Source organism: Algicella marina, from assembly GCF_009931615.1.
Taxonomy (GTDB): Bacteria; Pseudomonadota; Alphaproteobacteria; order Rhodobacterales; family Rhodobacteraceae; genus Algicella; species Algicella marina.
In genome coordinates, this window is sequence record NZ_CP046620.1 from 336,205 (window position 1) to 349,031 (window position 12,827).

At 62.4% G+C, this 12,827-nt stretch carries 15 protein-coding genes; 8 read left to right on the forward strand and 7 right to left on the reverse strand.

The window, feature by feature from the left end; all coding sequences use genetic code 11:
* Window positions 1–147: 147 nt before the first annotated feature.
* Window positions 148–2,034, forward strand: coding sequence for an AMP-binding protein (locus GO499_RS01800; RefSeq protein ID WP_161860577.1), 1,887 nt, complete (start codon window positions 148–150; stop codon window positions 2,032–2,034).
* Window positions 2,035–2,061: 27 nt separating this feature from the next.
* Here GO499_RS01800 and GO499_RS01805 read toward each other — a convergent pair whose 3' ends face one another.
* Window positions 2,062–2,289, reverse strand: a complete 228-nt coding sequence (locus GO499_RS01805; protein ID WP_161860578.1) for a hypothetical protein — start codon at window positions 2,287–2,289, stop codon at window positions 2,062–2,064.
* 124 nt (window positions 2,290–2,413) lie between these two features.
* Here GO499_RS01805 and GO499_RS01810 point away from each other — a divergent pair, with 124 nt between their 5' ends.
* The 7 genes from GO499_RS01810 (at window position 2,414) to upp (ending at window position 8,238) form a co-directional block, all read left to right on the forward strand.
* Window positions 2,414–2,794: a VOC family protein gene (locus GO499_RS01810; protein ID WP_161860579.1), complete on the forward strand. Its 381-nt coding sequence runs from the start codon at window positions 2,414–2,416 to the stop codon at window positions 2,792–2,794.
* Window positions 2,795–2,953: 159 nt separating this feature from the next.
* Complete coding sequence (locus GO499_RS01815; protein WP_161860580.1) at window positions 2,954–3,352, forward strand: cytidine deaminase; 399 nt, start codon at window positions 2,954–2,956, stop codon at window positions 3,350–3,352.
* The gene (deoC, locus tag GO499_RS01820; protein ID WP_161860581.1) at window positions 3,345–4,106 is read left to right on the forward strand and encodes a deoxyribose-phosphate aldolase; all 762 of its coding nucleotides are present in this window, start codon (window positions 3,345–3,347) and stop codon (window positions 4,104–4,106) included. The genes GO499_RS01815 and deoC overlap by 8 nt, the downstream gene beginning before the upstream one ends.
* Window positions 4,106–5,413 carry a thymidine phosphorylase gene (deoA, locus tag GO499_RS01825; RefSeq protein WP_161860582.1) on the forward strand — a complete coding sequence of 436 codons (1,308 nt, stop codon included), beginning with the start codon at window positions 4,106–4,108 and terminating at the stop codon, window positions 5,411–5,413. Before deoC ends, deoA begins: the two co-directional genes overlap by 1 nt.
* On the forward strand, window positions 5,410–6,618 hold the full coding sequence (locus GO499_RS01830; protein WP_161860583.1) for a phosphopentomutase: 1,209 nt from the start codon (window positions 5,410–5,412) through the stop codon (window positions 6,616–6,618). Before deoA ends, GO499_RS01830 begins: the two co-directional genes overlap by 4 nt.
* On the forward strand, window positions 6,615–7,601 hold the full coding sequence (locus tag GO499_RS01835; RefSeq protein WP_161860584.1) for an adenosine deaminase: 987 nt from the start codon (window positions 6,615–6,617) through the stop codon (window positions 7,599–7,601). Before GO499_RS01830 ends, GO499_RS01835 begins: the two co-directional genes overlap by 4 nt.
* A gap of 4 nt (window positions 7,602–7,605) precedes the next feature.
* Window positions 7,606–8,238, forward strand: a complete 633-nt coding sequence (gene upp / locus GO499_RS01840; protein WP_161860585.1) for a uracil phosphoribosyltransferase — start codon at window positions 7,606–7,608, stop codon at window positions 8,236–8,238.
* Here the strand turns inward: upp and GO499_RS01845 are convergent, their stop codons facing one another.
* The 6 genes from GO499_RS01845 to GO499_RS01870 form a co-directional block, all read right to left on the reverse strand.
* Window positions 8,239–9,246, reverse strand: a complete 1,008-nt coding sequence (locus tag GO499_RS01845; RefSeq protein ID WP_161860586.1) for a quinone-dependent dihydroorotate dehydrogenase — start codon at window positions 9,244–9,246, stop codon at window positions 8,239–8,241.
* Entirely contained in the window at window positions 9,243–9,575 is a 333-nt protein-coding gene (locus GO499_RS01850) for a DUF952 domain-containing protein (RefSeq protein WP_161860587.1), read from the reverse strand. The genes GO499_RS01845 and GO499_RS01850 overlap by 4 nt, the downstream gene beginning before the upstream one ends.
* Window positions 9,576–9,578: 3 nt before the next feature.
* A complete protein-coding gene (locus GO499_RS01855; RefSeq protein ID WP_161860588.1) occupies window positions 9,579–10,505 on the reverse strand; it encodes a DMT family transporter in 927 nt (308 codons plus the stop codon).
* Window positions 10,502–10,867, reverse strand: coding sequence for a Lin0512 family protein (locus GO499_RS01860; RefSeq protein WP_161860589.1), 366 nt, complete (start codon window positions 10,865–10,867; stop codon window positions 10,502–10,504). The genes GO499_RS01855 and GO499_RS01860 overlap by 4 nt, the downstream gene beginning before the upstream one ends.
* Window positions 10,864–11,211, reverse strand: coding sequence for a Lin0512 family protein (locus GO499_RS01865; protein WP_161860590.1), 348 nt, complete (start codon window positions 11,209–11,211; stop codon window positions 10,864–10,866). The genes GO499_RS01860 and GO499_RS01865 overlap by 4 nt, the downstream gene beginning before the upstream one ends.
* Window positions 11,212–11,286: 75 nt before the next feature.
* On the reverse strand, window positions 11,287–12,666 hold the full coding sequence (locus tag GO499_RS01870) for an aminotransferase (RefSeq protein ID WP_161860591.1): 1,380 nt from the start codon (window positions 12,664–12,666) through the stop codon (window positions 11,287–11,289).
* Window positions 12,667–12,827: the final 161 nt, after the last annotated feature.

Sequence of the window (12,827 nt, forward strand, 5' to 3'; positions counted from 1 at the left end):
GCACGGCGGGCATCGAACCCGCCGCGCCCGCGTCGCCGCGCAGGCGCGGCTCCCGCCCCTGCTGCAACCCGATACATGCGGCAACCTGAACCTTGTGCGCTGACGGCGATTGCTCCTATATCGTCAGAAAAACAAGGGAGGAATGCGATGGGATACCGGGAAGCCTACGCGGCCTGGGAGAGCGACGCCGAGGGCTACTGGATGGCCGCCGCCGAGGCCATCGACTGGTCGAAGAAGCCTACGCGCGCCCTTGATGACAGCGATGCGCCCTTCTTCCAGTGGTATTCCGACGGTGAGATGAACACCTGCCACAACGCCGTCGACCGGCATGTGGACGCCGGGCGCGGCGAGCAGGTGGCAATCATCTACGACAGCCCGATCACCGGTGCCAAGGCGAAGATGACCTATGCCGAGTTGCAGGTTGCCACCGCCCGTCTCGGCGGTGCGTTGCAGGCGCGGGGGGTGGAGAAGGGTGACCGGGTGATCATATACATGCCGATGGTGCCCGAGGCTCTGGTGGCGATGCTGGCCTGCGCCCGCATCGGTGCCGTGCATTCTGTTGTCTTCGGCGGTTTCGCGGCCCATGAGCTCGCCGTGCGGATCGACGACGCGACGCCAAAGGCGATCATCGCCGGTTCGTGCGGGATCGAGCCGGGCCGGACCGTGCCCTACAAACCCTTGCTGGACGACGCCATCGCTCAGTCCGCCCACACACCGGATTTCTGCATCATCCTTCAACGCGAGCTGTGTCGGGCGGAGATGGGGCCGCGTGATGTCGACTGGGACGCGGCTTTGGCAGATGCAGCACCGGCAGACTGCGTGCCGACCAAGGGCAGCGATCCGCTCTATATTCTTTATACCTCGGGCACCACGGGCCAGCCCAAGGGCGTGCTGCGCCCGGCCGGTGGCCACGCCGTTGCCCTGCACTGGACGATGAAGAACATCTACGGCATCGAACCGGGAGAGGTCTTCTGGGCGGCATCAGATGTCGGCTGGGTCGTTGGCCATTCCTATATCTGCTACGCGCCGCTTCTATATGGCGCCACTACCATCGTCTTCGAGGGCAAGCCGGTGGGCACCCCCGACGCCGGAACTTTCTGGCGCGTGATCTCCGAGCACAAGGCGGTGGCCCTTTTCACCGCTCCCACGGCCTTCCGCGCCATCAAGCGTGTTGATCCGGACGGGAGCTTCATCGGCACCTACGACATGTCGCATTTCCGCACGCTCTTCCTGGCCGGAGAGCGGGCGGACCCGGACACGATCGAATGGGCGCAGGACAAGCTGAAGGTGCCGGTGATCGATCACTGGTGGCAAACGGAGACCGGCTACACCATGGTTGGCAACCCGATGGGTCTTGAGCCGCTGCCGGTGAAGATCGGCTCTCCTACCGTGCCGATGCCGGGATACCGGATCGAAGTGCTGGACGAAGCCGGCCACCCGGTGCCGCCGGGCACGCTTGGCGCCATCGCGGCAAAACTGCCGCTGCCGCCGGGGACGCTTTCGGGCTTGTGGCAGGCGCAGGACCGGTTTCGCAAATCCTACCTCACGACCTTTCCGGGATACTACGAGACCGGGGATGCCGGCATGATCGACGAGGATGGGTACGTCTACATCATGGCCCGCACCGATGATGTCATCAACGTCGCCGGACACCGTCTTTCCACCGGCGCGATGGAGGAAGTACTGGCCGCGCTGCCCGACGTGGCCGAATGTGCCGTCATTGGCGTGAAAGATGAACTGAAGGGCCAGTTGCCCATGGGTTTCCTCTGCCTGACGGATGGGGTGAACAAGCCGCACGAGGACGTGGTAAAAGAAGCAATCGCCCGCGTCCGCAATGAGATCGGGCCGGTGGCGGCCTTCAAGCTGGCATGCGTTGTCGACCGTCTGCCGAAGACCCGCTCCGGCAAGATCCTGCGCGCGACGATGGCGAAAATTGCTGATGGCGAAGAGTTCAGGATGCCCGCAACCATCGACGACCCTGCGATTCTCGACGAGGTTCGCACGGCGCTGAAAACGCTTGGCTACGGAAGTTGATCGCCGGGGGCACAACGCCCCCTGCCGTCATCCCTGCTGCGGCTCGCCGGCCATGCGGCCGGATCCGTGGCAACGCGGGCAGGGAATGCGGCCAGTTGCGGCCTGCCCCTGCATCGCCTGCTGAGTGGCCGGGTTGGGAATGTTGCCGCGTCCGCCGCAGCCACCACAGGCGAGACGCAGATCGCGCGCCGCTTCCACCGGGCCCGGAGGCCAGCGCAAGGCACGCCCGCTGGGATGCCAGGATCGGTGATTCATGTCTGCGGTCCTTCTCACGTATCGCAATCGCGCGTTTTGTACCCCGAAGTTGCGGCGCCATTGTGACGCCTGCCCGGGGCCGCGCCTATTGACGCGTCGACGCGGCGGCGTCAAGCAGAGTTTCATGAAAAGACGCATCAGCCTCCTAACCCTCGTTGTCGGCGACTATGACGAGGCCATAGCCTTCTTCACCAGCAAACTGTCATTCAGCCTGATCGCCGATGAGGCGCAGGGCCGAAAACGCTGGGTCGTGGTTGCGCCGGAGGGCGGGCCGGGTATCCTTCTGGCCCGTGCCAGCGATGCGAAGCAGGAGACTGCGATCGGCAACCAGACCGGCGGGCGCGTTGCGTTTTTCCTGGAAACGGACGACTTCGCCCGAGACCATGCGGATATGCTGACCCAGGGTATCACCTTTCTGGAGGAACCGCGGCACGAGAGCTATGGAATTGTCGCGCAGTGGCAGGACCCGTGGGGTAACAAGTGGGACTTGTTGCAGCCTGCCTGAACGGATGCTTTCCTCCGAAAGAGTTTGTGCTGGCAGCCATACCGAAACCATACCAAACCCATACGGAAACCACATCGGGTTCCGACCTGGTTCCGGCCTCGCTTGCATCGCCGCAGCGGAGGCGCGATAGTCGGCAAAAAACCAGCGGAGATACTTCTCTTGAACCTGTTCGACGCCGCCCTTGCCGCCCGTGAAAACGCCTATGCTCCCTACTCGAAATTCAAGGTGGGCGCTGCCGTTCGAACAGCAGACGGCAACATCTATTCGGGTTGCAACGTCGAGAATGCCGCCTATCCCGAAGGCACCTGCGCAGAAGCCGGCGCACTGGCGGCGATGGCGGTGGCCGGCGGCCGCAAGGTTGTCGAAGTGTTGGTCATCGCCGATACCGAAGACCCGATACCACCCTGTGGCGGATGTCGGCAGAAACTGGCGGAGTTCGCAGCCGGTGACGTGAAGGTCACGCTCGCCGGATTGCAGGGGCCAAAAGCTGTCACCACAGTTGCCGCGCTGTTGCCCGGTGCCTTTTCGCAATCTCACATGGAGGGCAGCGATGTCTGATCTGCAAGCCGCCGCCGCCCGTGCAATGGCGTGCCTCGACCTGACAAACCTCAACGATGACTGTACGTCGGAAGATATCAAGGCCTTGTGTCAGAAGGCCAATACCCGTCACGGGCCGACGGCTGCCGTCTGTATCTGGCCACAGTTTGTCGCCGAAGCGCATGGCCACCTTCTGGGCACGGGCATTCGCATTGCCACCGTCGTCAACTTTCCGGGCGGCGACGATCCGGCCGAAGAGGTTCTGGATCTGACGGAGAAGGCCGTGGCCGACGGCGCAGACGAGATTGACATGGTCATTCCCTACAAGGCCTTGATGGAGGGCCATCCGCAACTCGTTCCCGCCCTTGTCTCGCGCGTGCGCGAGGCAGCGGGATCGGCGAGGGTGAAGGCGATCCTCGAAACCGGGGTTCTGGGAGACGCCGACCTTATCCGGCAGGCCTGCACCGGTGCGCTGGAGGGCGGCGCCGACTTCCTGAAGACCTCTACCGGCAAGGTAGCGGTGAATGCGACCCCTGTGGCCGGGCGTATCTTGTTGGAAGCGATCCGGGAAAGTGGCGAGCCTGTTGGATTCAAGCCGGCTGGTGGGGTGAAAAACACCGCAGACGCAGCGGCTTATCTCGATCTGTGCGACGAGATCATGGGCCCGGATTGGGCGCGTCCGGCGACGTTCCGCATTGGTGCATCCGGCGTGTTGACAGCCCTTCTGGCAACACTCGACGGTGAGGATGCGCCGGTCGAAACAGCCGGTTACTGATGCTGCCGGCAGAGATCATCGCCCTCAAGCGGGACGGCAGGCCTTTGCCTCCGGAGGCAATTGCCGCTTTCGTGCAAGGCTTGGTGGATGACAGTTTCAGCGAGGGGCAGGTAGCCGCGCTGGCGATGGCAATTTATCTCAACGGGATGAGTGCGGAGGAGCGTGTCTCGCTGACGACAGCAATGCGGGACAGTGGAACGGTACTGGAATGGGATTTGCCCGGCCCGGTGATCGACAAGCATTCCACCGGCGGTGTCGGCGACAATGTTTCGCTGATATTGGCCCCCGCGCTTGCGGCCTGCGGCGCCTTCGTGCCGATGATCTCCGGCCGTGGGCTGGGCCATACCGGCGGCACGCTCGACAAGTTCGATGCCATACCGGGCTATCGCACGAGTCCGGACCTCGATCTGCTTCGCAGGGTAACTGCGGATATCGGGTGCGCGATCATCGGGCAGACTGCAGATGTCGCACCGGCGGACAAGCGACTGTACGCGATCCGGGATGTGACGGGCACCGTTGAGTCCGTCGATCTGATCACTGCCTCTATCCTCTCCAAGAAACTGGCTGCCGGGCTGGACGCGCTGGTGCTGGACGTGAAACTGGGCAGCGGCGCTTTCATGAAGTCTCTGGATGAGGCGCGCGTATTGGCGCAGGCCCTGGTTCAGGTGGCCAATGATGCCGGTTGTCGGACAAGCGCTTTGCTCACCGACATGAACGAGCCGCTGGCCTCGGCAGCGGGCAATGCCCTGGAGGTGCGCAACGCTATCGACTTGCTGACGGGCAGCGAGATCGACAGTAGGCTCTGGGATGTGACCATCGCGCTCGGAGGAGAGGCGCTGGCGGCGGCGGGTCTGAAGGCGAATGCGGAAGAAGGCGCGTCGGCGATGGCCGACGCACTGCAATCCGGTCGGGCCGCGGAGATTTTCGGGCGGATGGTGGCCGCGTTGGGCGGGCCGGCAGATATCCTTTCGCGACCGCAGTTTCATCTGCCGGAGGCACCGGTGATCGAGGAAATTTACCATGGGGATGAAGGGTTCATCGAAGCCATGGATACGCGTGCCATCGGCATCGCCGTGATCGGCCTCGGCGGCGGACGGCGAAAGGCCAGCGACAAGGTGGACTACCGCGTCGGCTTCGACTGGATTTCCGCAACCGGACGCCATGTTGACCGCGAGGTTCCGATTGCCCGCGTGCACGCGGCATCACCAGAGGCGGCAACATTGGCGCGACGGGCGTTCATAGACGCTGTAACGGTTTCCCAAACTCCGGCCGAAGAACGCCCTCTTGTGCTGGAGCGGATCGGATGACCGGGCGAGCATTCCTCATCGTGATGGATTCCGTCGGCTGTGGCGGCGCGCCCGATGCGGCGGACTTCGGGGACGAAGGTGCGAACACGCTTGGGCACATTGCCGAGGCATGTGCTGCGGGGCAAGCCGATGAAGGCCGTACTGGGCCGCTGCTGATGCCGAACCTTGCCGGATTGGGACTGGGACAAGCCGTGGAACTTGCGTCCGGCCTGATCATGCCCGGCATGGGTGGCCAGATCTCCGGATTTTGGGGCGCTGCCACCGAGATTTCCAATGGCAAGGACACGCCTTCCGGCCACTGGGAGTTGAGCGGTGTTCCGGTGCCCTTTGACTGGCACTATTTTCCCCACGAGATTCCGGCTTTCCCGGCCGAAATCACCGACCGGCTGATCGCCATCGGTGAACTACCCGGCATATTGGGAAACCGTCACGCCTCGGGCATGCCGATCATTCAGGAGTTGGGCGAAGAACACATGCAGAGCGGCAAACCCATCTGCTATACCTCCGTCGACAGCGTTTTCCAGATTGCCGCCCATGAGCAGACCTTCGGTCTGGAGCGGTTGCTCAAGCTCTGCGAACAGGCGGCGAAACTTGTGCACCCGATGCAGGTCGGGCGGGTGATCGCGCGGCCGTTCGTCGGTGAAAATCCCGGCAACTTCAAGCGGACAGCGAACCGGCGAGACTATGCGATCGCGCCGCCGGAGCCGACGATCTGTGATCGGGTGGTCGCCAGTGGTCATGACACCATTGCCATCGGCAAAATCGGCGACATCTTCGCCCATCAGGGTATTTCGGAAGTGCGGAAGGCCAAGAGCGATATGGGCCTTTTTGACCAACTGATCGCCGCAGCCCGGGATGCGAAAGCTGGCGATCTGATCTTCGCAAACTTCGTTGAATTCGACTCGCTCTACGGTCATCCACGCGATGTGGCCGGGTATGCACGGGCGCTGGAAGCGTTTGATGCCCGGGTGCCGGAGCTTATGGCGGCTGTGAAGCGCGATGATCTGGTGATTTTCACTGCTGATCACGGGAACGATCCGACGTGGCGTGGGAACGACCATACAAGAGAACGGGTGCCGGTGCTGATGGCCGGCGCGGTGCCTGCGGGCAGTTTCGGCCATTGCGGTTTTGCAGATGTCGGCGAGAGCGTCGCCCGACACCTTGGTCTCTCGCCGGGAGCGCACGGAAGGAGTGTCTTGCCATGAATTGGGCAACGATCCCGAAAGTGGAACTGCACTTGCATCTGGAAGGCGCGGCGCCGCCGGAGTTCATTCGCCAATTGGCGCGTGAGAAAAACGTCGAGCTGCCGGGTGTATTCGATGAGAAAGGCGCCTATCGCTGGACGGATTTCGCGGAGTTTCTGCGCACGTATGCCGCGGCCTGTTCGGTGTTGCAGGGACCGGAGGATTTCGGGCGGCTGGCCCAGGCGGTGCTGGAGACGTCGGCAGGTGACGGGGTTATTTATACCGAGATATTTATCGCTCCCGACATTTGCGGCGGAGGCGACAAGGTGGCTTGGGGAGAGTATCTGGCCGCACTGACGGAAGCAGCGCGGTCGGCGCAGGCATCGCACGGAATCGTGGCGCGCTTCATTTCCACGTGTATTCGCAACCACGGCGCCGAAGCTGCCGAAAACGCGGCGCGGCTGTCGGCCGGGACGGCGGGCGAAATGCTGACCGGGTTTGGCATGGGCGGAGAGGAGCGCTTCGGCTCCGTGCAGGATTACGTCAAAGCGTTCGCGATCGCGGCGGAGGCAGGCCTGGAAATTACCAGCCATGCCGGCGAGATATGCGGCGCCGAAAGCGTGCGCGAGACACTCGAGCACTTGCCGGTCAGCCGCATCGGTCATGGTGTACGGGCCATCGAGGATCCGGAGCTGGTGAAACGGCTGGCCGACGAGGAGATTGTTCTGGAGGTCAATCCCGGCTCCAATATCGCGCTGTCGGTCTATGACCGCTGGGAGGCGCACCCGATCCAGAAACTTCGCGACGCGGGTGTGCCGGTGACGGTTTCCACCGACGATCCACCCTATTTCCACACCGATATGCCGCGCGAATATCGCAGGCTGCATGAGGTTTTCGGCTGGGATGCCGAAGACTTCCGAGCCATCAACCTAACCGCTGCCCACGCCGCTTTCTGCGACGAAAAAACGCGCAGCGAGATCATCACTCGCCTTACCGGAGCCTGACGCCATGACCGAACACCTGACGATTGTCGATCACCCGCTCTTGCAGCACAAGCTGACCTTGATGCGCGAACGCGATACACCAACGGCGGTTTTCCGGCAGCTCCTGCGCGAGATCAGCCACCTGCTCGCCTACGAGGTGACGCGCAATCTGCCGGTCACGATGAAAACCATCGAGACACCGCTCGTCGAGATGGAGGCACCAACGCTCAGGGGCAAGAAGCTGGCGCTGATTTCAATTCTGCGGGCCGGGAACGGATTGCTGGACGGCGTTCTGGACCTGATCCCTTCGGCTCGTGTGGGGTTCGTGGGGCTTTACCGTGATGAGGCGACACTCAAACCGGTGCAATACTACTTCAAGGTGCCGAGCGAATTGGAAAGCCGGGTGGTGATCGCGGTCGATCCGATGCTGGCCACCGGAAATTCGAGCGCCGCAGCAATTGACCTTCTTAAGGAAGCGGGTGCGAAGGACATTCGCTTCCTGTGCCTGCTGGCCGCACCGGAAGGAGTGGCGCGGATGAAAGAGGCGCATCCGGATGTACCGATCATCACCGCCGCGTTGGACGATCGGCTGAACGACAAGGGTTATATCCTGCCCGGTCTGGGCGATGCGGGTGACAGGATGTTCGGCACAAAGTAGTCAGGGCTGACGCGCACGCCAGGCGTCGATGCCCCGGAGGATCTCGGGAACGAGCGAGAGGCCCTTGTAGACAAGGCCGGAGTAGAGCTGAAGAGCTGTCGCCCCGGCCTCCAGCTTGGCGATTGCCTGTTCCGGCGAGGAGATACCGCCTACGCCGATGAGCGGCAGGTCCGTGCGGGCTTTAAGGTCGGAGAGGACGGCGGTGGACTTCGCAAAAAGCGGTTGACCGGAAAGGCCACCCTTTTCACCCTGTGCGGCACCCGACAGGCCCTGGCGGTCGAGCGTGGTGTTGGTGGCAATGATCCCAGCCATACCTGCGGCCTCGCACTCGGCGACGATATCATCGAGGTCCTGCGGCTCCAGGTCGGGTGCGATCTTGAGGAAGAGGGGGACCGGGCGCGTCAGCCCGGCGTTCGCCTCCTGTGTCTTTTGCAGGACTGCACGCAAAGCGTCGCGTCCCTGCAAGTCGCGCAATTTTTCGGTATTGGGTGACGAGACATTGATGGTGGCAAAGTCGACAAACAAGCCGCAGCACCTGAGTACGGCACCGAAATCGGCCGCCCGGTCTTCGCTGTCCTTGTTCGCACCGAGATTGATGCCGGTTATGCCGGGCCGACCGGCGGCTGCGAGGTGCGCGGCGGCGGCGCGCATCCCCTGGTTATTGAAGCCGAAACGGTTGATGACGCCTCGGTCCTCCGTCAACCGAAAGAGGCGCGGGCGCGGGTTTCCCTCCTGCGGGCGGGGAGTGACGGCCCCGACTTCGATGAAACCGAAACCGACTCGGGAAAGCGGGCCAAGTACCTCGGCGTTCTTGTCGAAACCGGCGGCAAGGCCAAGCGGGTTGGGAAGTTTCAGACCGGCAATGTCGGTGGCAAGTCGCGGGCTGTCAAATGGAGCAGGTAGGGGTGCGAGGCCCCGGCGAAGCGCTGCGAGAGCGAGGGTGTGGGCTTGCTCCGGCTCCAGCTTTTGCAGAGCGGCAAGCCCGATCTGTTCGAGCCACTGTTTCACAGCAATCCCTCGAATTCGTGGATTTCGCCGGCGAGGGGCAGAGGTTTAGCCCACTGTACCTCCGACAGCATCAGTCTGCGGTAGAGATGCGGGAACAGGGCCCCACCTCTCGATGGCTCCCACTTCAAGGTGTCCATGCCCTCGCTCTCGAATGCCACGAGCATCAGGTCGTCCTCCCCGGCGAAATGCTTGGCGGCTGTCTGTTGTACCTGCTCCGCAGTTGAGAAATGGATGAACCCGTCGGCGAGATCCACGGGCGCACCCGCTGTTTCCGTGTCCTGCTGGAATGCGGCCCACTCGCCGGCGCGGAAAATCTTGTATATCAGCATGGTTCAACCCTGTGGTGTCATGGCGGGGCGGGCACGTCCACGCTCCAGCCCCAGTTTGCGTTCGCGCCAGATAATGAACAACCCGGCTGCCATGATCAGACCGGCACCGGTTAGCGTCTGTGATGTCGGCACTTCCGTAAATAGAAAATAACCGACGGCAATGGCGATGAGCATCGAAACATATTCAAAAGGCGCGATTACAGATGTCGGTGCGCCACGATAAGCGCTCGTCAGCAGAATTTGCCCGACACCGCCGAGCAGGCCAGAGAGGATCAGGACCAGTCCGACACCCAGACCGGGCCAGACCCAGCCGAAGGGGACAGTGACCAGCGCAAGAACGGTGCTGGACAGTGAGAAGTAGAAAACGATGGCAGGTGTGGTCTCGGTGTGGACAAGCTTGCGCACGAAAACCTGGGCCAGGGCGGCCATAACCGCCCCCATGAGGGCGATGAGCGCACCGACGGCCTCACCTTTGGACGCGGCATCGAAAGACGTGACCGAGAGGCGAGGTTGCAGGATGACCATGACGCCGATCAGTCCGAAGAACACGGCGGAGAGCCGGAAGAGACGGACCTCTTCCCCCAGAAACATTGCGGCAAAGACGACAATCAGCAGGGGGGCGGCATAGCCTATGGCCGTGGCCTCAGGCAACGGCAGGAGCCCGAGGGCGGTGAAGTTGCAGGCCATTGCGGACACGCCTACCAAGCCTCGCCAGAGATGGCCGAAGGGGTTCTTCGTTTCCAGCCCGTGAGCGAGGTTGTGCTGCATGAGCAGCCAGACAACGATGACCGGCATAGCGAAGAAGGAGCGATAGAACACGCTCTGTCCCGGCGGGACGCCGTGGGCGGCTGCGTACTTGATGCAGGTGGCCATGGCGACGAAGAAGGCGACCGACAGGACCTTGAAGCCAATGGATCGCAGCGGATTCATATGGCCTTCCACCCTGCGAGTGCAGTTCGTGGCAGGTACGCCTCGACCGCGGCGGTGGCGACGACGTGATGCAGTTCGCCTTCTGCGTGGACGACATCGAGGCCGCCCTTGACCACTTCGACACTGATCTGGCCGTGGGGCATGATCTCTGCCACCTTGGCGACATCGACCTGCTCCGGCTGCTGGACGGCGACCGTCACTTTTACCTGCATGGCGGCGGGCGGCACGTCCAGTGTCCAGAAGAGCGTAATGGAGGAATGGCGCATGGCATCCTCTACGGCGCGGCGGGCGGCTTTGGTGTAATCCTGCCCGTACAGATCATTGCCGGTACCCATTTCGATAATGATGCGCTGAAGGCTCATGCCGGCTCCATGGACAGGGAAACAGATACCGCCGCGTTGGCCATGATGGTGACGCCGGAACCATCCGGCTTCGGCACGTCGAGGCCGCCGTGAACCACGTCTATCGAGACGTTTCCATATGGGAAGACTTCCGCGAGACGGCTCTTGTCCACCGCCTCCGGGATTTGCACGCCGATCTCGGCCTTTATCAGCATCGCCTCCTTTGGCACGTCGAATGCCTCCGCGAGAGAGATTGAGTTGTGCCACAGCGCGTCTCGCAGGGCCCGGAGGGCGGCTTCGGTGTAGTCGCCCCGCCGCAGCGAGGTGCCAAGGCCAAATTCGACCAGCAGATGTTTGGCGGGCATGGAGTCTGATCTTTCCTGTCTGATGCCCCTTTTGTCCCCCAGCGAGAAGGGCTTCGCAATGGCAAACGACCCGGTTCAGGCCAGATGACCCTCACTCCGCGCCCAGTTGTAGGTGACGTCCAGGGCTTCGTGCATCGGCGCGAAGAGTTCTTCCAGTTCTGCCTCTGAAATGATCATTGGTGGACAGACAGCGAGAACGTCGCCCAGGGAGCGGAAAATGGAGCCGCGGGCAACCAGTTCTTCCATCAATCGGGTGCCGACGGCTCCGGGTTTCTCAAATCCTTTTCGGCCTTCTGGCGCGACTTCGATACAGCCCATCAGGCCGCACATCCGAGCTTCGCCTACCAGTGGGTGTTGCCCGGCCTCCCTTAGCAGGCGGTGAAAGGTGGGTGTCACGTCCCGGACGTGGCCGACGATGTTGCGCCGTTCATAGATTTCCAGAGCCTTGAGGCCGACTGCGCAGCCGAGCGGGTGGCCACCATATGTGAATCCGTGGCCAAAGGTGCCGATCCTGCCCGAATTTTCCTCAATCGCCTCAGCCATGTCTCGGTTCATGGCAACGGCTGAAAGCGGTACATAGGAGCCGGTAAGTTGCTTGGCCATAGAGACGGATGTCGGCTGCATACCCATCGTCTGGGCGCCGAACCAGTTGCCGGTGCGGCCGAACCCGGTGATAACCTCGTCGTCGATCATCAGGATGTCATGGCGGTCCAGTACGGCCTGAATGGCGGGAAAGTAACCCTCCGGCGGTACGATTACGCCACCGGCGCCCATCACCGGTTCGGCGATGAATGCGGCGATGGTGTCCGGGCCCTCGCGTTCGATCATGTCCTCGAGTTCCTTGACCAGCCGGGCGAGAAACTCGGCTTCGCTCTCTCCATCGCTCGCTTCCTTCCAGTAGTGGGGGCTGGCGGTGTGAAGGATACGATCAATCGGAAGGTCGAAGTCGCGGTGGTTCGGCGGCAGGCCGGTCAGCGAGGCGGAGGCGATAGTGACACCGTGGTAGGCCTTCATACGGCTGATGATCTTTTTCTTTTGCGGTCGTCCGATCGCATTGTTGTAATACCAAGCAAGCTTGATCTGGGTGTCGTTCGCTTCCGAGCCGGACGACTGAAATATGACCCTTGCCATATTGCCGGGAGCGATCTCCTTGATTTTCTCGGCCAGCTCCATGCCGGGCTCATGGCTGCGGCCACCAAAGAGGTGGTAGTAAGGCAGCTTGTCGAGCTGTTCCTTGGCCGCCTCGATCAGTTCGCGGTCGGAAAATCCTAGGCCGGAGCACCACAGGCCGGCCATGCCCTCGATGTAACCTCGCCCCCTGTCGTCGAATACCCGCACGCCTTCAGCCCGCGTGATCATGTGCGCTCCGGTCGTGCGCAGCTTCATTGCATCCGTGTATGGGTGAAGAACCGCTTCTACATCGCGCTGCTGCATGTTGCTGAGGGGTTTTGTCATGATTTGCCTCCGAAGCTGGTGCCTGGACCAAATCACGGCGGAAATCGGAGCGCAATCGGAGTGGCCGGGCATTGACGCCAGAAGAGGCAATACGGGCGGATAATGGCGCGAGCCTCGGCGGAACGTGGTCAATTTGGGCATAACCAAGGCTGGAAAGCCAC